We start from the raw sequence: 20134 nt of genomic DNA on the forward strand, positions 1-20134 counted from the left end.
CCCTGTCAGTCTTGCAGGCGTGGGCCTGCCGCTACGGATTCTTCCTCGCCATAAGCCCTGCGTCGGTCAAGGTCTAGCGGGCCAACTTGCGTTTCATACGAATGTGACGCACTCTTCGCCCCAAGCAAAAACACGAGGGGTCGGGGTGATGCGGACATATCTGGTGGTGATCGACAACAGCCCGGAAGCGACGCTGGCGCTGCGCTTTGCCGCGCGTCGCGCGGCGCGGACGGGCGGCGGCGTGATGGTGCTGGCGATTATCCCGCCGCAGGATTTCGTCGCATTCGGCGGCGTCCAGGCGACGATCGAGGCCGAGGCGCGCGAACATGCTGAGGAACTGGTGGCGGCGGCCGCCGATGCGGTGGTGCAGGAAGCGGGCGTCACGCCGCAGATCATGGTGAAGTCGGGCAAGCCCGCCGAGGTGGTGCGCGAAGTGATCGGTGCGAGCGACGAGATTGCGGCGCTGGTGCTCGCGACGGCAGCGAGCGGCGCGCCGGGGCCGCTGGTCGCGCATTTCACCGGACAGGATGCGGGGACGCTTTCCTGTCCGGTGATGCTGGTGCCGGGCGGGATCGATATCGCCCGGCTCGATGCGCTGAGTTAGACGACAAGGCTACGCGGCGCGCCCGCGTCTTTCCATTCGAGGATGGCGAAGCCGAGCACGCCGAAGGCTTGTGCGACGATAACCGCGATGCCAAGGCCGGTCATCTGCGCGGCAAAGGTCGCGACCACGGCGAAGCTCGCCGCGACCCAGCCGAGATTGCCGAGCGCGATGAGCTTGACCAGCGCTGGATTCGGCACTGCCTGCCGCGCGGCGACGATCATTAGGAGCGCGGCGGCGAGGCAGATCCAGCCGCCGATCGCCACGACATTTTCGGGCAGCCCGAGCAGCGCGCCGACGGGCGCGGCGGCGAAGAGGCCGATGGCAAAAACGCCTCCGCAGGTGATGGCGTCGGCGACGAGGATGTTCTTCAGGTTGAGGATCGACATTTGGGTTCTCCTTTCGACCCCCTCAAACTGGACTCGAAAAGGAATGGCGTCGATTACGCCGGAGGTAATGGAAAAGAGGAAGGCGGAGGTATAGCTCTCCGGACGAAGGAGACGATCATGCAAGTCGCGACGCTGGGCGAGCAATTGCGCGAATGGCGCACGCGCCGCCGGATGAGCCAGATGGACCTCGCGCTCGATACCGAGATTTCGACGCGCCACCTGAGCTTTATCGAGACGGGGCGGTCGAAGCCGAGCGCACAGATGTTGCAGCGAATCGCCGACTGCCTCGACGTCCCGCACCGCGCGCGCAATGCCATGCTGCTCGCGGCGGGCTATGCCCCCGACTATCAGGAGCGGCCGCTCGACAGCGCCGAAATGGCGGGGATGCGCGCGATCGTCGAGCATGTGCTGAAGGGGCATGAGCCCTATCCCGCGCTCGCGGTCGACCGGCACTGGAATATGGTGGCGGCGAACAGCGCCGTCAAAATGCTGGCAGGGCTAGCCGCGCCGCATCTGTTCGAACCGCCCGTCAACGTGCTTCGCATTGCGTTGCACCCCGAGGGGCTGGCGCCGCATATCGTCAATCGGGACGAATGGCGCGCGCATATTCTCGAACGGCTCGATCACCAGATCGATGCGAGCGCCGACGCCGGGCTGATCGCGCTGCGCGAGGAGCTTGCGGGCTATGCCGTCGAGGCGGAGGAGCATCATCGAAGCGCGGCGAATGGAATTGCGGTGCCGCTGATCCTCGATACGCCGATGGGTCAAATTCGCTTTGTGTCGACGGTGACGATCTTCGGGACGCCGGTGGATATCACGCTGTCCGAGCTGGCGATCGAGGCGTTTTTCCCGGCGGATGCGGAGAGCGCGGCCTTGTTGCAGACGCTGGCCGCACGATAACCTGTTTTCGTCATTCCCGCGAAAGCGGGAACCCAGTTCGACGTTGCTGCTGGGTTCCCGCTTTCGCGGGAATGACGAAGGGGTGGAGTTAGCGCCGCTTGCCCTTGTGCTTGATATTCGCGGGGCGTCCACGTTTGCCAACCATATGCTTGCCGGCCTTATCCTTCCCGGTCCCCTTCACCCCGTCGCGTCGCGGCGCCCGATTGCGGAAACCGCCTTCGGGGGCATCGGGAAGTTCGAAACGCAAGGCGCCGCTGATCGGGTTGGCGTCCATCAGCCTCAGGTCGAGTCGCTGGCCGGTCGTGAAGCTCACCCGGCCATGCTCGCTGTCGAGGCTGCGCGCGGCTTCGTCGTAGAAGAAACGCTCGCTACCAAGGGTCGAGACCGGCACCAGCCCGTCGCCGCCGAGCCCGTCGACGGTCGCAAAGAAGCCGAAGGGCTGCACCCCCGTGATGCGTGCCGCGACGATCTCGCCCTTCTTGGTCGATAGATAGGCGGCGACATAGCGGTCGACGGTTTCGCGCTCGGCCTCCATCGCGCGGCGTTCGAGCGCGCTGATCGTCTCACCGATACGCGACAGGCCCTTGGCGTCGGCCTCGCCGAGCCCAGTGCGCGCGGGCAAGTCCTTGGGCTTGCCCGGCACTTCGAGCTTGTAGCTGTCAACCAGCGCACGGTGGACGACCAGATCGGCGTAGCGGCGGATCGGCGAAGTGAAATGCGCGTAGCTGCCGAGCGCGAGGCCGAAATGGCCCGCGTTGGCGGGGCCGTAATAGGCCTGCGTCTGGCTGCGCAGGATCGCCTGCATGATCTCGGGCAACCGGTCGTCTTCGGAAAAGCCGTCGATCAGGCGGTTGAAGACCGCGGGCGTGATCACCTGTCCGAGCGCGAAGCTCCGTTCGAAGGTTTCGAGATAATCCTTCAGACTGACGAGCTTTTCGCGGCTCGGCGGCTCGTGGATGCGGTACATCACGGGCGACTTTTTCGCCTCGAGCGCCTTCGCCGCCGCGACGTTCGCCGCGATCATATAATCCTCGATCAGCCGCATCGAATCGAGCCGGTCGCGGACGCGGATTTCGGCGATGCCGCCCTGCTCGTCGAGAATGACCTGGCGTTCGGGCAGGTCGAGATCGAGCGGTGCGCGGGCGGCGCGGGCCTTTGCGAGCAGCGCCCAGCAGGCCCACAGATTCTTGAGCGTGGGGAGGACGTCGGCGTCCCATTCGTCGCGCGGCGTATCGGCGTCATAGGCGGCCTGCGCATGCTCATAGGCGATGTTGGCGCGGAGCCGGACAAGGGCGCGCGTGAAGCGCCATGACGTCACCTTGCCATGCTTGTCGATGACGAGATGGCACGCCATCGCGGCGCGATCCTGCCCCGCTTTCAGCGAGCAGACGCCGGCGGACAATGTCTCGGGCAGCATCGGCACGACCTGATCGGGGAAATAGACGCTGTTGCCGCGCCGCCGCGCTTCGCGGTCGAGATCGCCGTCGGGGCGGACATAATAGCTCACGTCGGCGATCGCGACGATCGCGCGGAAACCGCCCTTGTTGGAGGTGTCATCGTCGAGGATCGCCCAGACGGCGTCGTCATGGTCGCGCGCGTCGATCGGGTCGATCGCGACGATCGGCAGGTCGCGCAGATCCTCGCGGCCTTCGGGGGTGAGCGGTAGCTTCGCCGCCTTCTCGGCCTCGGCGATCGTTTCGCCGTCGAAGACATGCGGGATTTCGTGGCGCGCGATCGCGATCATGCTGAGGGCGCGCGGTGCGAACGGATCGCCGAGGCGCTCGACGACCTTCGCCTTGATCGCCGCACCGCGTCCCGTCAGTTCGGCGCGCACGAGGTCGCCGATATCGGCATCGCCCTTGTCCGCGACCGCAAAATCATAGCGCGCGCGCTTGTCGGCGGGGCGCAGCCAGACCATCGGCTTGCCGCCGGGGCCGACATCTTCGACCAGCACGCCGATCACCATCTCGGCGCTCGCCGCCAGGCGTTTCATCGGATGCGCGACATGGCCGCTGCCGCGTTCCTCGGTGCGCGCGAGGATGCGGTCGCCGACGCCGAGCGCGCCCTTGCGACCCTGTTCGATCACGCGGATGCGCGGAGCCGGCGTGGCGGCTTCCCAGCGCTCGGGCACCGCCCAGACATTGCTGCCCTCGATCGCCGCGACGCGCAGCACGGTCACGCGCGGGAGTCCGCCATGCTTGTGGAACGCACGTCCGGGCGCCAGATCGACGAGCCCTTCGTCGGTCATGTCCTTGAGCAGCGCCTTCAGCGCGATCTTGTCGTTGCCGTGGAGCGCGAAATGTTTCGCAATCTCGCGCTTGCCGACCGCGTCCTTGCTCTCTTCGATGAAGCGAAGGATTTGCTCAGGACTAGGCAGTCCGTGATGTTGTTTGCGGGCCATTGTCTGCGGATAGGGGGTAACGGGCGGCCCGTCACCCCCCCTCACCCCCTAGGCGCGGATCAATAAGGCGAAATGTCGATCACCTGACCCGAAGGGCTTGCTTTGCAGGTCGAGCGATAATGGCCGGTCGCCATTGTGAACTCATAGTTGCCGCCGCCCGTGGTGCGCTGGCTGACCGCGACGCTGCTGCCCCAGGGAGCGTTCTGATACTGATCGGCGCGGCGTTCGCACGCGGTCCGTGCCGCATCGGGCCCGCCGCGCGCATAGGAGCGGTTGGCATGACGGCGATTGGCGGCCTCGGCCTCGCCCGCCATGAAGCCGTCGTGATAAGCTTCGCTGTCGTCGCGGTCATATTGACCGCCATAGAGGCCGTCATTGTAGCCGCGGCCATAATCGCCATCATGGTCGCCATCACCATGATCGCCATGCTTTTTCTTGTGGCTGGCGAGCGCTGCGATCAGGCCGACCGCGGCAATCGCGCCGACGGCCGCCGCGGCATTGCCGCCGCCTCCGCCATGGCCACAGTTGCTGGAATCGGTCTTGTCGACGTTCGCGTAGCGTCCGTTGGACACGACGACGCTGACGCAGGTCTTTGTCCCGCTGTTCCACCAATATTGCGCGCCGCCGCTGGTCTTCGTCATTTCATAGCCGCGCGATTCCATCGCGGTTTCGGCGCCGGCGGCGCGCGAACCGGGCAGGTCGGATATGTCCGAGGGCGGCTTGGCCGCGGCGGGCACGATGCTGCCAAACAGCATCGCTGCGATGATCGTCGATCCGGCAATCTGTCTTTTCATGACCTTTTCCCCTGTCAAAAGCCTAATAGGATGCGCCCGCCGCAGGCCGGGTTCATCGCCCGATCCTTGCCGCCGCATCCTACCAGATTTATGACAGGCACCGAACCGTTTTCGCGGCCGTGCCGGGCGATCGCTCAGTAGGTCCGCTCTTTGTCAGCCATAGGCGATCCAGCGGCCCGACGCGCCCGCCGCGAGCCACAGGAGCAGCGACACCCCCGCCATCACCCGGGCTGCGCGAGGCGCTCCATTGATCCAGCGCGTCATATGCATGTTCCAGACCCATCGAAAGGCGGCCGCATTCGCCAGCGCCGCGGTGATGATGATCAATTTCCGTTCAAAAATAGCCGACCGTGCCAGCGCGGCGCCGTCGGCGGCGAACAGGATCACGCCGCTGGCCGCCATCAGGATCAGCCCGGCGGCGGCAACCGGCGTCAGGGCGCGCGACAGTTCCGCCACCGGCAGCCTCTGCCATAAACCCACGATCCGCAGGTCGACGACGCCGATCCCGCCGACCAGCATAACGAGGCCCAGAAGATGCAGCGTATTGGCAACGGGATAGACCAGCGCCGATCCGCGCGACCACGGACCGATGCCGGCCATCTCGAGCCACGCCGCGGCGGCGGTCAGGATGGGCTCCACGCGGCCTTGCTCAGCGCAGCTCGACTGTCTTCTTGCCGACCATCACGCGCTCGACCCGCATTTCGGCGGTGCCGTCGCGCCGAAGATAGGCGGTCAGGCGAAAGCGTTTGCCGGGCGCGATCTCCGCGCGCGTCAGCCCGCGCGCTTCCATGCGGCCGACGGGCGCCAATATGACGTCCCAGACCTTGCCCTGCCAGCGCATTTTCGCGCTGCCATGCGGGTTTCCCCACGACAACTCGGTGAAAGACGCGGTCAGGGTGACCGGTTTGGTCTCGTCATAGGACGACCAGCCATGGTGGGCCGCGGCGGGAGGCGCGGCGAAGGCCAGCGTCGCCGCCGCGATCAACAGGGAAAAGCGCATCGACAGTCTCCTTCGAGCCCCTCGGCGCGAAGGCTAAAGGCGCGGCGCCCTTGGTGCAAGGGCGACCGGGCCTAGTAGGTCCGCCCGATCAGCACACGTTCGACCGCGGGCTCGCCCGTGAAAAAGCAGGCGCCGTCCGCCGGTGCGGCATCGAGCGGGGTGTTGCGCATCGTCAGCTTGAGCGCCTTGAGCTGGGCAACGATGTCGTCGAGCGCCGCGCCGCTCGGCCGCGACCATTGGACCTCGGCCCAACCGACAAATTTGTCGTCGCCGGCGAAATGTGCCTTGAGGTCGGTGACGTCGCGGCGAATGTTCGCATGCAGGCGGTCCTTTGCCTCGGCATGGAGGCTCGACTGGATATCTTCCAGCGTCGCCACCGCCTCGGCCACGAAGTCGCCCTTGGCGACGAATGCCGAATTGAGCTTGCCGTCGTCCTTGTACAGCCGGTCGCGGCGGATCACCGCGACATTGCCGCCGGCGACGTCGCGCGGACCGATTTCGACGACGATCGGTGCGCCCTTCTTGACCCAGCCCCAGCGCTTGGTCTGCGCCTTGTTCGCACTCGCGTCGAGCAGCACGCGCACGGGTTCGCGGAAGGCGTCGAGGGCCTTCAGCTGGCTTTCGAGGTGGCGGCAATAGTCGAGGATCGCCTGATCCTCCTCATTGTCGCGGAGCATCGGTACGATCACGATCTGGTGCGGCGCGATACGCGGCGGACAGCGGAGGCCGTCGTCGTCGCCATGCGTCATAATGACCCCGCCGATCATGCGCGTCGACGTGCCCCAGCTTGTCGTGTGGCAGAGGCTGTGGCCGCCGTCCTTGTCCTGGTAACGAATGTTCGCGGCTTCGGCGAAGCCGGTGCCGAGATAATGCGAGGTGCCGGCCTGCAGGGCCTTGCCGTCCTGCATCATCGCCTCGATCGAATAGGTCGCGACGGCGCCCGGGAAGCGCTCATTCTCGGGCTTTTCGCCCGCGATCACCGGCATCGCGAGCACATCTTCGGCAAAGCTGCGGTACATTTCGAGCGCGCGCAGCGTCTCGGCCATCGCATCGGCCTTGTCGGCGTGCGCGGTATGGCCTTCCTGCCACAGGAATTCGCTGGTGCGCAGGAACATGCGCGTGCGCATTTCCCAGCGCACGACGTTCGCCCACTGGTTGACCTTCAGCGGCAGGTCGCGCCAGCTCTGCACCCAGCGGCTCATCGCATTGCCGATCACGGTTTCCGAGGTCGGGCGGACGATCAGCGGCTCCTCGAGCTTCGCCTCGGGATCGGGGATCAGCTTTCCTTTGCCGTCCTGGATCAGGCGGTGATGCGTGACGACCGCCATTTCTTTTGCAAAACCATCGACATGGTCGGCTTCCTTCTCAAAGAAGCTCAACGGGATGAACAGCGGGAAATAGCAGTTCTGGACCCCGGCATCCTTGATCGCGGCGTCCATCACCGTCTGGATGCGTTCCCAGATGCCATAGCCCCACGGCTTGATCACCATGCAGCCGCGCACGCCCGATTCCTCGGCGAGGTCGGCTTCGGCAATGACATCCTGATACCAGGCCGCGAAGTCGGCCTGCCGGGTTACGCTGAGCGCATGTTTGACCATGATATTCCGTATTTTCCGTAGCTGGGGCGCCGTGGCGGCCCGATTAATTCTTTTTGGCGAGTGCCGCCTTGAGTTCGGCGACTTCGGCCTTGAGCGCAGCAATCTCGGCATCCTTAGTCTTGCTGCTGCCGGCGCCTGGGATGAACGCCCCCGCGGCCTGCTGGAACATCTCCATATTGCGGCGCGTCAGTTCGGCGAGCGGGTTCGATCCCAAGGCGCCCTCGAGCGCCGAGCGGACGTCCTGCTGGTTCTTGCGGAACGCGGTCATCGAGGCTTCGAGATATTGCGGCACCATCGACTGCATCTTGTCGCCGTACATGCCGATCAGGTGGCGCAGGAAGTTGACCGGCAGCAGCGTTTCGCCGCGCGTTTCCTCGTCCATGATGATTTGCGTCAGGACATTGTGCGTGATGTCGTCGCCGCTCTTGGCATCGACGACGCGGAAATCGCGGCCGTCGCGGACCATCGTGCCCAGATCCTCTAGCGTGATGTAGCAGCTGCGCTCGGTGTCATAGAGCCGCCGGTTGGCGTATTTCTTGATCGTGACGACGTCATCTTCCGTCGCCCCCGCCTTGGACTTCGCCATCTTGACCTGCGCTCCTGCATTCCGGCGTCGACGTTTCGTCGCGCCGGTTTTTGACGGTCATCGCATTAGCATCAATTTATGATGCGTCGCAACATGCGGGGACGCGCATCGAAGGGAGGCAAATGATTCGCCGCCTCCTCGATGCACAAATGCCGGTAGCCGCACCCGCGGCGAACGGGGAGGCATGCGGGCCGGATCTGTCGAAACCGGGAAAGCTGCATATGTAATTTAGTTTCAACGGATATCAAATTTCTGGCATTTATTTCGCTTATGAGCGCTGAGTGGGGCCATTCCTTTCGTGCTCCAGAATTATGATTACAAGCGGTTCCGACGCATCACCTCCCCCGACTTGTTGCAAAAATGCAACAGCGCCGCATCAGAGTCTCCCGCCTGTCAGAAAAATTTCATCAAGGGGTTGTGCCGTCGAAATTTTCTGTTTTTCTGGCAGGTAATCCGTTCATCCCACTCCTTGAACGGCTAACCGGGGAATACACCATGAAGAAAACCAGCCTGCTAGTGCGGGGCTCTGCCCTGTCGCTTGCTTTGTTCAGTGTCACGCCGTCGATGGCTCAGGAGGCCAGCGCCCCGGCCGATGACACGGCGGAAGCATCCGAAGGCACGATCGTCGTTACCGGTTCGCGCATTCGCCGCCCGAACCTCGAATCGACCGTGCCGATCACGTCGATCACCGGCGAAACCTTCTTTCAGCAGGGTCAGACGAATATCGGCGACACGCTGAACGACCTGCCGCAGCTGCGCAGCACCTTCGCGCAGCAGAACCCGGGCCTCGGCATCGGTATCGCCGGCCTCAACCTGCTCGATCTTCGCGGCCTCGGCACGCAGCGCACGCTGGTTCTCGTCAACGGCCGCCGTCACGTTCCGGCCGATATCCTGAACAACGCGGTTTCGCCTGACGTCAACACGATCCCGAACGATCTGATCGAACGTGTCGACATCGTCACCGGCGGCAATTCGGCGATTTACGGTTCGGACGCCATCGCGGGCGTCGTCAACTTTGTCCTGCGTCGCGACTATGACGGCCTTCAGCTCCGCGCCCAGGGCGGCGTGACCGGTGAAGGCTTCGGTGCCAACCAGTATTTTTCGGCGATGTACGGCAAGAATTTCGCAGAAGGTCGCGGCAACGTGACGCTGCACGGCGAATATTCGCGTCAGGAACGCGTCTTTGCTTCGGACGTTCCGGCGTTCCGGCGCCAGGATGCTTTCGGCGTGATCGACAGCGATGCCGGCTTGCCCGCGAGTGCCGGTGGCGGCGACGGCTTCCCGGATCGCGTTTTCATCCGCGACATCCGCAGCACGACGATCCACTTCAACGGCCTTGTTCCGATCAACCAGCGCAACGCGCCCGGCGCGGCGTGCGGTAACGGCACGCTCGCCAACAACGGCGGTCCGAACAGCCTCGGCACGCCGTACAACTGCACCTATGTCTTTACCAACGAAGGCCGTCTCGTCCCGCAGACGGGGTCGCGCTACGGTGCAGGCATTCTCGGCGGCATCGCCGGCGGCAACGGCCAGACGGGCCGCGAAGGCAAGCTGCTTTCGGTGCTGCCGTTCACCGAACGCTACAACTTCAACATGCTGGCGCGTTTCGAGGTCAATGAGCAGTCGGAACTGTTCCTCGAAGCCAAGTGGAACCGCGTCAACGCACTCGGCAACAACGCTGGTCCCGCAGGCATCCAGGGCACGCTGCAGCAGTTCGATTATCGCGAGCGCACGCGCCTCGATAACCCGTTCCTGAATCCCGCGGACCGCACGACCCTGGCCAATCTGATCTCGGCTTCGGGCTGCCGGACCGACCTTCTGGTCACCTGCCCTGCCGGCGGCAACCTCAGCGCAGCAGATCGCGCAGCGATCGCCGATGGTTCGTACCGCTTCGTCGTTGCGCGTTCGCTGCTCGATGTCGGCATCCGCGACGAAAAGTTCCAGCGCGACACCTGGCGCGTTGTCGGCGGCCTCCGCGGGACGTTCAACGACGACTGGAGCTACGAGCTGTCGATGAACTACGGCAAGTTCCGCGAAGACGTGACCACGACGGGCTTCATCGACCGTCAGCGGTTCATGCTCGCCATGGATGCGGGCCGTAACCCGGTCACTGGCGCGATCCAGTGCCGCTCGCAGTTCGACCCCGCTTCGGCCGTCCGGTTCCAGAACGGAAGCTTCGGCGACCCGGTCGTCAATCAGAACCGCCTTGCCGCCGATATTGCGGCTTGCGTACCCTATAATCCCTTTGGCGGCCTGGATAACAGCGCGGCGATCGATTATTTCAGCCGCACCTTCACCGCCTCGTCGGGGCTGTCGCAGTTCATTGCGTCGGGCTTCGTCTCGGGCGACACCAGCGGGTTCTTCAACCTGCCTGGCGGTCCGGTCCGTTTCGCGATCGGTGGCGAATATCGTAACGAAAGGGCATTCTACGAACAGGATCCGTTCGTCACCGGTGGCTACACCAATGGCGTCTCGATCCCGTCGTTCCGTCCGAAGCCTTTCGAGGTGAAGGAAGCCTATGGTGAAATCCAGCTTCCTTTGCTGAAGGAAGTGCCCTTCGCCTATGAACTGACGCTCAGCGGCGCCGGTCGTGTCGCGAAGTATCAGGGCAATGTCGGCACGGTCTATTCGTACAACGCCGGTCTCGACTATGCGCCGATCGAGGACGTCCGCTTCCGTGCCAACTACAGCCGGGCGGTTCGCGCTCCGAACGTTTCGGAAACGGCATTCCCGCTGGTCCCGAACTTCCAGACGATCACCGATCCCTGCAACCCCAACCAGCGTGGTTCGGGTATTCGTGCGACGAACTGTGCGACGGCTCTTGGTGCGCAGCTTCCGCTGCTCACGGACGTCACCCAGTCGCTCGGCATCGTCAGCGGCAGCAACCCGAACCTGGTCGCGGAAACTTCGGATTCCTACACCTATGGCGTGGTCATTCAGCCGCGCTTCATCCCGGGCCTGAACCTGTCGGTCGACTATTACGACATCACGGTGGACGGCATCATCACGTCGCTGACGGCGCAGCAGATCCTCAACAGCTGCTATGACTCGGCGACGCTCGACAACGTGTTCTGCCGCCAGTTCAGCCGCAACCTGACCAATGCTCCGGTCAACGGCGATCAGCCTGGTCGTATCGTCACCAACTCGCTGATCGTGGCGCCGCTGAACTTCGCCCGCCGCGTGCGCGAGGGCATCGACGTCAACGTATCCTATCGCACGGCCCTGACCGACGATGTCAGCCTGAACACGAACCTGATCTACACGCACAATCTGAAGATCAGCAACTATCAGGACTCGGTCAACCCGGACTTCGAGAACCGTCTTCTCGGCGAACTGGGCGATCCGAAGGATGAGTTCCGCTGGGACGTCGATCTGGGCGTTGGTCCGTTCACCTTCGGCTACCGGATGCGCTACATCGGGCCGATGTACCTCGATACCTATGAGAACTTGAACGGGCTGAACGGCCTTCCGCCGGCGAACATCGACTATGCTGATGTCGAAAAATACCCGCGGGTCTTCTACCACGACCTGCGTTTCGAATTTGACGTCAACAAGTCGTCGGGCGGCCCGAACATCAACTTCTATGCGGGTGTCGATAACGTCCTCGACAAGCAGCCGCCCTACGGCTCGACCGCAACCGGTGCGGGTAGCGCGATCTACAGCTTCCGCGGCCGCAACTTCTACGCGGGTGCCCGCGCTCGCTTCTGATCGGCGCAGCCTGGTGCAGAATTCGGGGGACGAGAGCTTGCTCTCGTCCCCCTTTTCTTTGGCGGGACGGAACGCGCCGCGCCGCGCCAACGGTTAGTGGCGCGATGCGGCTATGTCTTAACGGTATCGCTATACGGCGCGAGTATCCGCGCGGTTGGGGAGTTAGCCCCACAGCCTCGCGAACCGGGTGCCAAGTCCGGTCAGCAACTCATATTGCGACAACCCGCTGCGCGCGGCCGCCGATGGCAGGTCATAGTCGAGCGCAAGCCAGTCGCCCTCGCCGATCGCGCCGGCGGCGCTGGCATCAAAGGCGATGAGGTCCATCGAAACGCGGCCAATCAGCGGTAGCGCCTTTCCTTGCCATGACGCACCGCCGCCTGTCCCGGCGTGACAACGCAGATAGCCGTCGGCGTAGCCCATATTGGCGACCGCGACCCGGCCGTCGCGCGGCGCGGTCCATGTTGCGCCATAGCCCACCGCCTCACCCTTGTGCACCGTGCGGAGCTGCAACACGCGCGTTTCGGGATAGACCACCTGGCGGATTTGCCCCGCCGCCTCGTCGCGCGGCGTGCCGCCATAGAGGGCAATGCCGGGGCGCGTCAGGTCGAAGGCAAAATCCCGGCCCAGGCAAATGCCGGCGCTGTTCGCGAGGCTGTAACGCCGCGCGGGAACCGCTTCGCGAACAGCCCGAAAGGCCGCGAGTTGCGCGGCATTCTGATCACTATCCTCGTCGGCCGACGCCAGATGGCTGAGCAAGGTTTCGATGCAAAGCCCGTCGAGCGCGCCGCCCAAGGCTTCGTCGACCCGCAGGCCGAGGCGGTTCATCCCGGTATCGATCATCACGTCGCACGGACGCCCTTCCCCGGCTTCGCGCCAGCGCGCGACCTGTTCGACACTGTTTAGCACGGGACGTACCGGGAGGGTGCGCGCGGCGACCATGTCGCTCGCTCCGACGCCGTGCAGCACCGACAGCGATATGCCTTCGGGCAAGGGCATCAATGCCGCCGCCTCAGCCCAGGTCGCGACGAAAAAGTCGCGGCAGCCGGCAGCGGCGAGGTGCCGCATGACGCTGCGCGCGCCAAGACTGTAGCCATCGGCCTTGATCGCGGCGCCGCACGCCGCACCGCCGCTCTGGGCGGCCAGCCAGCGCCAGTTGGCGATGAGCGCACGGCTGTCGAGACGGAGGCGGAGCGGCGACGGGACTTCGATCATCCCTCGCCCCCTATACAGCTTCGTCGGCTGCGCCAATGGGGTGATCAGCGGGCCGCCGGCTTGTCCCACTGCCCCTCGACCGGGTCCCTCAGCATGAAGGCCGTCACGAGGAAAGCGACGAGCACCACGCCCCATGTATACCAGAGTCCCGAATAGGCATTACCGGTCTTGGCGATGATGAAGCTCGCGATCAGTGGCAGGAAACCACCGAAATAGCCGGTACCGAGATGGTAGGGGATCGACAGCGACGAATAGCGCACGTGCGGCGGAAACATTTCGGAAAGCAGCGCCGCGACGGGGCCATAGGTGAAGCCCGACAGCGCGCTGAGACCGAGCAAGGCGAGGAAGATGATCGCGATGCTGGCCGCACTCGGGATCTGCTTGGCGAAATCATAACCCATTGCTTCGAGCGCGGGCTGTAGCAGCGCGGGATCCTCGCTCGCGACCTCGCGGTCGCCGATGCGGATCTTGACGCTGTCGAAGCCGCTATCGGTCTGGGTGATCGTGTAGGGGACGCCGAGCTTCGTCAGCTCGCCCAGCGTGCGGCCGCATGCTGTCTCCTGCTTTTGCGCGAACGGATCGAAGCTGCACTGCGACCCGGTGACGGTCACCGGTGCGCGTTCGGCGGCGGCGGACAGCGCGGGGTTGGCGACGCTGCCCATCCACCAGAAGAGCGGGAACAGCAGCACGAGCGTCGCGGCGTAGCCCCATACGATCGGCTTCTTGCGCCCGATGCGGTCCGAGAGGCGCCCCGCCCAGATGAAGAAACCCATGCCGACCGCGGCGGCACATCCGACGATGATTTCGGCGGCGGTGTCCTCGACCTTCATCGGCCCTTTGAGGAACGACAGCCCCGAGAACATCGCGGTGTACCAGATGACCGTCAGGCCCGCGGCGATGCCGAACAGCGCGATGAAGATGCGGCGCGGGTTGCCGGGATAGGTGAAGCTTTCCTTGAGCGGGTTCTTCGCCAGCTCGCCTTCCGCCTTCATCGCCTGAAACACCGGGCTTTCGGACAGTTTGAGGCGCATCCAGAGCGAAATGGCGAGCAAGATGATCGAGAGGAGGAAGGGCACGCGCCAGCCCCAGCTTTCCCAGATGGCGTCGGGCATCAGCGCCTTGCAGCCGAGCACGACGATCAAGCTGAGTACGAACCCGCCGACGACGCTCGCCTGGATGAAGCTGGTGTAGAAACCGCGCTTTCCGGGCGGCGAATGTTCGGCGACATAGACCGCCGCGCCGCCATATTCGCCGCCGAGCGCGAGCCCCTGGAGGATGCGGAGCAGGATGACGATGATCGGTGCGGCGATGCCGATCGTGGCCGCCGACGGGATCATGCCAACGCCTGCGGTCGCGATGCCCATCAAGGTGACGGTGACGAGGAAGGTATATTTTCGTCCCAGGCGGTCGCCGAGAAAGCCGAATAGCACCGCGCCCAAGGGCCGGAAACCGAAGCCCACCGCAAAGCCCGCCCAGACGAGAAGGGTTTCGAGTGTCGCATTGTCGCTGGGGAAAAAGGCCTTGCCGATGATCGCCGCGAGCGTGCCGTAGATGAAGAAATCATACCATTCGAACACCGTGCCCGCCGACGATGCGGCGATGACCATGCGGATGTCTTTCGCGGTCGGTTCGTAAACGGCGCCGGGTCCGGCGGCGGCACTTTCGGTCATAAACTCTCCCCCGCCCCATTGCATATTGCATGGGGCTTTCGCCCTTCTCTACCGGGCAAGCGCCGCCGTGCAAGCCTTCTTGGCGTAGCGTCAATCCGGTGGCAGGATGCAGCGCATGCAGTTCATCGATCTTTCGATCCCGATCACCAACGACGTCGTGTCCGACCCGCCGGTGATGCGCCCCAACATTACCTATATGACCCACGAAAACACCTGGGAGCAGATCGCGATGTTCTTCCCCGGGCTGACCAGGGAGGATTTGCCCGACGGTGAAGGCTGGGCGGTCGAGATGCTGTCGCTGAGCACGCACAACGGCACGCATATGGACGCGCCGTGGCATTATCATTCGACGACCGACAGCGGCGCGTCCCCCGCCCCGTCGATCGACGAAGCGCCGCTCGACCTCTTCTTTCGCCCCGGGGTGAAGCTCGACTTTTCGGACCGCCCGCACGGCCATGTCGTCAGCGGTGCCGAGGTCGAGGCCGAACTCGTGCGCATCGGGCATGCGTTGCAGCCGCTCGACATCGTTCTTGTCCAGTCGGGCGCGATCTACGGCACCGACAATTTCACCGATCAGGGCTGCGGCATGGGCGCCGAGGCGACGCTCTACCTGACCGAACGCGGCGTGCAGGTCGTCGGCACCGACGCGTGGAGCTGGGACGCGCCGTTCAGCCACACCGCAAAGCGCTGGGCCGAAACGCGCGACCCGTCGATCATCTGGGAAGGCCACAAGGCGGGGCGCATCCACCCCTATTACCAGATCGAGAAGCTCACCAACCTCGCGGCGATCCCGGCGACCGGCTTCACCTTCAGCTGCTTCCCGGTGAAGATCGAGCGCGCGAGCGCGGGATGGATCCGCGCGGTGGCGCTGGTCGACTAGAGGTTCTGCGTCGCGAGCATCCACAACGTCCAGAGGCCGAGTATGAGCAGCGTACCAAAGGTGGCTGCAACGCCGACCTGGCGCCCCAGCGGCGCCTTCCCCGGCTCAGACGGCGTATAGAGCCCGATCACATGCGCGACGCGGCCGATGAGGAAGATCGCACCGATGATCATCAGCGCCATATGATTGGCGCGTGCCGTTTCGAGCAGGCCGAGCAGGATGATGGTGATCGGCGCATATTCGGCCAGATTGCCGTGGCTGCGGCTGGCGCTGATCAGCTTCGCGTCGCCGTGGTCACCGAACGCGGCTTTCAGGCGTAGCCGCTGGCGCACCGTGTCGATCGCGGTCGCGAGCAACAACAGCGCGCAAATGGCGGCCACGAATGCAGTTACCGGTAATGTCATCGCTTTTCTCCCCCGCTTCCCGCGCACAGCCTAGCCGGTCGTTTGCCGGTTGGCTATTCGCGTGGCTTGTGGCCCAGTTTGGCCTCCAGAAACGCGAGGATGCGCGTTTCGACCGGGGTGCGGCTGACGTCGCTGCCCAGACTGACCGCGCCCATCGGGTAGAAGTGCCCGAAACCCGGCACCCACGCCTGCTCGGTCGCGATCCCTTTGCTCGCCAGTGCCGTGACAGCGAAACGCGTTCCCGACTGGATGCCCTCCAGATCGTTCTGGGCGACGAGGAAGAGCGCCGGCGGCATGCCCGGCTGGACGGTTTCGAAGAGGTTGTAGCCGCTCAGGCCGCCCGAAAGCGTGAAGACCGCCTTGACCGGAGTGCCGATGCCGTAAGCGGTATTCAGCGCGGTGATGGCGCCCGCCGAAAAACCACCGAGCGCGATGCGGTCGGGATTCACGCCGAACTTGCCTGCGTGACCCCGGACAAACCCGGTCGCCATGGCCATATCCTCGGCCGCGGCGAGGATGCCGCGCCAATATTGGTCGCGCGTCGACGCGTCGAGCGGCGGTAAACCCATCCGCTGGCGCACAAGTTCGATGCGCGCAGTGGCGGCGGGTGACAGGTTCACCGACTTTGGGACGAGCTTCTTTTCATCGACGGGTTTCGCGAGGCCGGGGTCCTCCGGCGTCAGCCGATAGTCGATCGAGAAGCAGACATAGCCCTCGCGCGCGAAGCGGCGGCAATAATCGGCCATCGAGCTGTCCTGCGCGCCATCCTCGGTGAAGCGCTCCTCGCCCTTGTCGCCGCGATGGAAGGCGCCGCCGAACGCCATGATCACCGCGGGGCGGTTCGCGAGCGGCTTGCCGTCGGCGACGGGGCGATAGACGTCGAGCAACAGGTCGCGCTGGCGCGGCCGATCCGTTGAGACGTCTATCGGGGCACGGCCGTAAACCACATTGCGCGAGAGCTGGACGTCATATTCGCGTCGCGGTTCGGCCTCGGCGGCCGCCGATACGGGCAGCAGCATCGCGCAAGCAGCCGCAAAGAAGGCGGCTTTCAGTGGGTTCATCGTCCCTCTCCCCTGTTCCTTTTCGCCAGCCTAGCGGCGAAATGGCGCTGAGCAACAGGGGAGAGGATCAGAAGAGGCGCGACCCATTCGGAACGGGGCGGTCGGGCGCGAACAGGATCACCGCGCCTGCCTCGTCGGCGAAGCCGAGCGTCAGTACTTCGGACATGAACTTGCCGATCTGGCGCGGCGGGAAGTTGACGACGGCGGCGACCTGCCGCCCCGCAAGATCTTCGAGCGCGTAGCGATCGACGATCTGCGCGCTGCTTTTCTTCACCCCGATCGCGGGTCCGAAATCGATCTTCAGCTTGAACGCGGGCTTGCGCGCCTCGGGAAAAGGCTCGGCCTCGACGATAGTGCCGATGCGGATGTCGACGCGGAGGAAATCGTCAAAGCTGATGGGGGCGGCCGCGGGCGTGTCGTTGTCGTGATTGAGATGCATTTTCTTGAATCCGTCATTGCGAGCGAAGCGCAGCAATCCAGAGTGGGTCTACGCCGCACTGGATTGCTTCGTCGCTTCGCTCCTCGCAACGACGAAGTGCAGAAAAGCTATTCCATCTCCAAAATCACCGCGTCGACCGCCAGGCTGTCGCCCTGCGCGGCGTTGACGGTCTTCACCGTGCCCGCCTTTTCGGCGCGGAGGATGTTCTCCATCTTCATCGCCTCGACCGTCGCGAGTGGCTGGCCCGCCTCGACCTTGTCGCCCTCGCCAACGTGCAGCGTGACGAGCAGGCCGGGCATCGGGCAGATGAGGAATTTCGACAGATCGGGTGGAATCTTCTCGATCATGTGCGAAGCCAGTGGCGCAATGTGCCACGGCAGCACGCGCACGTCGTGAATGCGTCCGCGCGTCGTCATGCGCCAGCCAGTGCGCGTTTTCGCGACCTTCACCGCGAGCTCGGTCTCGTCGATCTCGGCGACGACGAGCTTGTCGCCCGGCGTATATTCGAGCGCGATGTCGATCGCGTCGCCATCGACCTTGATATGCTTGTGGCCGAGCTTCACCTTGTGCGCGGTGCCGCCCACGCTGACCTGCCATTTCGCGGGCGGGTCGAGCCGGTCGCCGAGCTGGCCGTCGGTGCGCCGCGCGCGATCGGCCTCGGCGCTGGCCATGAAGCCCGCGATCGCCGCGAGCGCGCGTACAACCTCGTCGCTGGCATCGGCGCCGTGGAAGCCCTCGGGATATTCCTCGGCGATGAAGCCCGTCGTCAGCTCGCCCGAGCGGAAGCGCGGGTGCTGCATGATCGCCGAGACGAAATCGATATTGTGGCCGAGCCCCTCGAGCTCGAAGCGGTCGAGCGCCGCGATCTGGAGGTCGGCGGCTTCGTCGCGCGTTTCGCCCCACGTCACCAGCTTGGCGATCATCGGGTCGTAGAAGATCGACACTTCGCCACCCTCCTCGACCCCCGCATCGACACGCACGCCGTCGACGCCGCGCTCGTCGCCGTCCCACGCCGGCACAGGGGTGCGGTAGCGCACGAGCCGCCCGGTCGAGGGCAGGAAGCCGCGATAGGGATCCTCGGCATAGACGCGGTTCTCGATCGCCCAGCCGTCGATCTTGATGTCGTCCTGCGTCATCTCAAGCTTCTCGCCCGCCGCGACGCGGATCATCTGCTCGACCAGGTCGATGCCGGTGATCGCCTCGGTCACCGGATGCTCGACCTGCAGGCGCGTGTTCATTTCGAGGAAGTAGAAGCTCTCGCCCGTCGGGTCGGCGCCCGACACGATCAGTTCGACCGTGCCCGCGCTGTAATAGCCAACGGCCTTCGACAACGCGACGCACTGTTCGCCCATCGCCTTGCGCATCTTTTCGGTGACGAAGGGCGACGGAGCCTCTTCGACGACCTTCTGGTGGCGGCGCTGGATGCTGCACTCGCGCTCGTTGAGATAGAGCACATTGCCGTGCTGGTCGCCGAGGATCTGGATCTCGATGTGGCGCGGGTTGAGGATGAATTTTTCGATGAAAACGCGATCGTCGCCGAAGCTGTTGAGCCCCTCGCGCTTGGTCGCCTCGAAGCCTTCGCGGACGTCCTTTTCGTCATAGGCGAGGCGCATGCCCTTGCCGCCGCCGCCCGCCGACGCCTTCATCATCACCGGATAGCCGATCTCGTTCGAAATCTCGACCGCATGCTCGGTATCGCGGATCTCGCCGACGAAGCCGGGGACGACGTTGACGCCCGCTTCCTTCGCGAGCTTCTTCGACTCGATCTTGTCGCCCATCGCCGCGATCGCGTTCACCGGCGGGCCGATGAAGGCGATATTTTCCTTCGCGAGCGCCTCGGCAAAGCTGGTGCGTTCTGACAGGAAGCCATAGCCCGGATGCACCGCCTCGGCGCCCGTCGCCTTACATGCGGCGATGATCTTGTCGGCGATCAGATAGGATTCGGACGCGGGCGACGGCCCGATATGCACGGCTTCATCCGCCATCTGCACGAAAGGCGCGCGCGCGTCGGCGTCCGAATAGACGGCGACAGTCGCAATGCCCATGCGCCGCGCGGTCTTGATGACGCGGCAGGCGATTTCACCACGGTTGGCGATCAGGATTTTCTTGAACATTCTCGATCCTTCGTAATCACTATCTTGTCAGGATAACCTGCCGACGCAAAAAGCAGATTTTGGGGCGCGGTGCGCAAGGACGTTATGGCCCTCCAAAAGTAGCCTCAGTTAATCTGGCCCTCGGCCAAAACCTTCAGTTCTGCCGTGCGCGCTTTCGTCAATCGGGATCGACAAGTGTTGTAGACATAGGGTTCCGCCGACCCGCCTCGCATGATATAACCTTCACGCATGCAGTGCTTGTCGCGATAGACTAGGTTTCGTGGACAAAGCTTGACTGTGGACTCGGTCGCTGATTCAAGGCTGGCTTTTGGAGGCAACCTTGGGCGAGCGGATCGGCGTTACAGACGAAGAATGGGAAGTGATCGGGGCGCTTCTGC

Annotated in this window: 18 protein-coding genes; 4 read left to right on the top strand and 14 right to left on the bottom strand. The window is 64.4% G+C overall.

Annotated elements, in window-relative coordinates; genetic code table 11:
• Positions 1-148 precede the first annotated feature (148 nt).
• On the top strand, positions 149-604 hold the full coding sequence (locus tag FG91_RS01700; RefSeq protein ID WP_037510956.1) for a universal stress protein: 456 nt from the start codon (positions 149-151) through the stop codon (positions 602-604).
• On the opposite strand, the gene FG91_RS01705 is transcribed toward FG91_RS01700, so the two are convergent.
• Complete coding sequence (locus FG91_RS01705) at positions 601-990, bottom strand: hypothetical protein (protein WP_052187201.1); 390 nt, start codon at positions 988-990, stop codon at positions 601-603. The genes FG91_RS01700 and FG91_RS01705 overlap by 4 nt on opposite strands.
• Before the next feature lie 117 nt (positions 991-1107).
• Here FG91_RS01705 and FG91_RS01710 point away from each other — a divergent pair, with 117 nt between their 5' ends.
• Positions 1108-1890, top strand: a complete 783-nt coding sequence (locus FG91_RS01710; protein WP_037510958.1) for a helix-turn-helix domain-containing protein — start codon at positions 1108-1110, stop codon at positions 1888-1890.
• An 88-nt stretch (positions 1891-1978) separates the two neighbouring features.
• Here the strand turns inward: FG91_RS01710 and FG91_RS01715 are convergent, their stop codons facing one another.
• The 6 genes from FG91_RS01715 to phaR all read right to left on the bottom strand — a co-directional run bounded on the left by FG91_RS01715 (position 1979) and on the right by phaR (position 8269).
• A complete protein-coding gene (locus tag FG91_RS01715) occupies positions 1979-4291 on the bottom strand; it encodes a ribonuclease R family protein (RefSeq protein ID WP_037510960.1) in 2313 nt (770 codons plus the stop codon).
• 59 nt (positions 4292-4350) lie between these two features.
• The gene (locus tag FG91_RS01720; RefSeq protein ID WP_037510961.1) at positions 4351-5085 is read right to left on the bottom strand and encodes a hypothetical protein; all 735 of its coding nucleotides are present in this window, start codon (positions 5083-5085) and stop codon (positions 4351-4353) included.
• 153 nt (positions 5086-5238) lie between these two features.
• Entirely contained in the window at positions 5239-5724 is a 486-nt protein-coding gene (locus FG91_RS01725; RefSeq protein WP_037510963.1) for a hypothetical protein, read from the bottom strand.
• Between the two features lie 10 nt (positions 5725-5734).
• Complete coding sequence (locus FG91_RS01730) at positions 5735-6085, bottom strand: DUF6152 family protein (protein WP_037510965.1); 351 nt, start codon at positions 6083-6085, stop codon at positions 5735-5737.
• A gap of 71 nt (positions 6086-6156) precedes the next feature.
• Entirely contained in the window at positions 6157-7683 is a 1527-nt protein-coding gene (proS, locus tag FG91_RS01735) for a proline--tRNA ligase (RefSeq protein ID WP_200878378.1), read from the bottom strand.
• Positions 7684-7726: 43 nt separating this feature from the next.
• Positions 7727-8269 carry a polyhydroxyalkanoate synthesis repressor PhaR gene (gene phaR, locus FG91_RS01740; protein ID WP_037510968.1) on the bottom strand — a complete coding sequence of 181 codons (543 nt, stop codon included), beginning with the start codon at positions 8267-8269 and terminating at the stop codon, positions 7727-7729.
• 495 nt (positions 8270-8764) lie between these two features.
• Between phaR and FG91_RS01745 the strand changes: the two genes are divergently transcribed.
• The gene (locus FG91_RS01745; RefSeq protein ID WP_161785607.1) at positions 8765-11977 is read left to right on the top strand and encodes a TonB-dependent receptor domain-containing protein; all 3213 of its coding nucleotides are present in this window, start codon (positions 8765-8767) and stop codon (positions 11975-11977) included.
• A gap of 162 nt (positions 11978-12139) precedes the next feature.
• On the opposite strand, the gene alr is transcribed toward FG91_RS01745, so the two are convergent.
• Complete coding sequence (gene alr, locus FG91_RS01750) at positions 12140-13189, bottom strand: alanine racemase (protein WP_037510973.1); 1050 nt, start codon at positions 13187-13189, stop codon at positions 12140-12142.
• A gap of 44 nt (positions 13190-13233) precedes the next feature.
• Positions 13234-14859 carry an MFS transporter gene (locus FG91_RS01755; protein ID WP_037510975.1) on the bottom strand — a complete coding sequence of 542 codons (1626 nt, stop codon included), beginning with the start codon at positions 14857-14859 and terminating at the stop codon, positions 13234-13236.
• A 115-nt stretch (positions 14860-14974) separates the two neighbouring features.
• On the opposite strand from FG91_RS01755, the gene FG91_RS01760 reads away from it, so the two are divergent.
• Positions 14975-15739 (top strand): cyclase family protein, encoded by a 765-nt coding sequence (locus FG91_RS01760; RefSeq protein WP_037511141.1) that lies wholly within the window; start codon positions 14975-14977, stop codon positions 15737-15739.
• On the opposite strand, the gene FG91_RS01765 is transcribed toward FG91_RS01760, so the two are convergent.
• The 5 genes from FG91_RS01765 to FG91_RS22560 all read right to left on the bottom strand — a co-directional run bounded on the left by FG91_RS01765 (position 15736) and on the right by FG91_RS22560 (position 20074).
• Positions 15736-16143: an MAPEG family protein gene (locus FG91_RS01765; RefSeq protein ID WP_081940359.1), complete on the bottom strand. Its 408-nt coding sequence runs from the start codon at positions 16141-16143 to the stop codon at positions 15736-15738. The two genes, FG91_RS01760 and FG91_RS01765, sit on opposite strands and share 4 nt — an antisense overlap.
• A gap of 53 nt (positions 16144-16196) precedes the next feature.
• The gene (locus FG91_RS01770) at positions 16197-17204 is read right to left on the bottom strand and encodes an alpha/beta hydrolase (protein WP_052187203.1); all 1008 of its coding nucleotides are present in this window, start codon (positions 17202-17204) and stop codon (positions 16197-16199) included.
• Between the two features lie 67 nt (positions 17205-17271).
• Entirely contained in the window at positions 17272-17643 is a 372-nt protein-coding gene (locus FG91_RS01775; RefSeq protein ID WP_037511147.1) for a tRNA-binding protein, read from the bottom strand.
• Positions 17644-17750: 107 nt separating this feature from the next.
• A complete protein-coding gene (locus FG91_RS01780) occupies positions 17751-19757 on the bottom strand; it encodes an acetyl-CoA carboxylase biotin carboxylase subunit (RefSeq protein ID WP_037510977.1) in 2007 nt (668 codons plus the stop codon).
• Positions 19758-19861: 104 nt separating this feature from the next.
• Entirely contained in the window at positions 19862-20074 is a 213-nt protein-coding gene (locus FG91_RS22560; RefSeq protein WP_081940360.1) for a lysozyme inhibitor LprI family protein, read from the bottom strand.
• Positions 20075-20134 lie beyond the last annotated feature (60 nt).

This window comes from Sphingopyxis sp. LC81 (genome assembly GCF_000756375.1).
Classification (GTDB): Bacteria; Pseudomonadota; Alphaproteobacteria; order Sphingomonadales; family Sphingomonadaceae; genus Sphingopyxis.